General features: G+C 44.7%; 1 protein-coding gene. It reads left to right on the top strand.

The window, feature by feature from the left end:
• Window positions 1-12: 12 nt before the first annotated feature.
• Window positions 13-537: DUF484 family protein (locus tag ABN217_RS20230; protein ID WP_349460001.1), on the top strand; the 525-nt coding region annotated here is incomplete at its 3' end.

Below are 537 nucleotides of genomic sequence, written 5' to 3'. Positions count from 1 at the left end.
CCTGAAGCGGTAATGAACCGCCAACGTTTAAAAATCAAACAACTGGAACAAGATATACGTTTTATGGTCGAACAGGCACATGAAAATGGCCAGTTATTTGATGAGCTTTTATACTTAGTGATTGAAATGTCGATGGCTGAAAGCCTTAATGGGATGCTCACAGCGCTCAATCGTTGGGCGAAAAGGTTAGGCTTATCGGGGGCTTCAGTGCGTTTATTTAGTGAATGCTGGCGGCTTTCTGCCCCTTTGGATGCACAGGCACTGGTAGTATCACGCAGCGCATTCGAATCTATTCGTATTCAACGTTTTGGTGATAGAACCAATTACTTAGGCCGTTTAAATGGTCCAGAAATACAACTTTTGTTACCTGATGCGCTAAATGTTGGTTCAGTCGCTGTCTCTCTGTTTGGGCATCATGGCGAGTCAGGCATGGTTATTTTTACTAGCCGCGATCGTGACCATTACCAGTCAGGCATGGGCACAGTGATGTTAGAGAAAGTCGCACAAATCTTGCCGAGGTTACTATGTCGATGGATA

The sequence above is a fragment of the Proteus sp. fly-1067 genome (assembly GCF_040139345.1).
In the GTDB taxonomy this organism is placed as follows: Bacteria; Pseudomonadota; Gammaproteobacteria; order Enterobacterales; family Enterobacteriaceae; genus Proteus; species Proteus vulgaris_B.
This window is presented reverse-complemented; position numbering and strand designations above follow the sequence as displayed.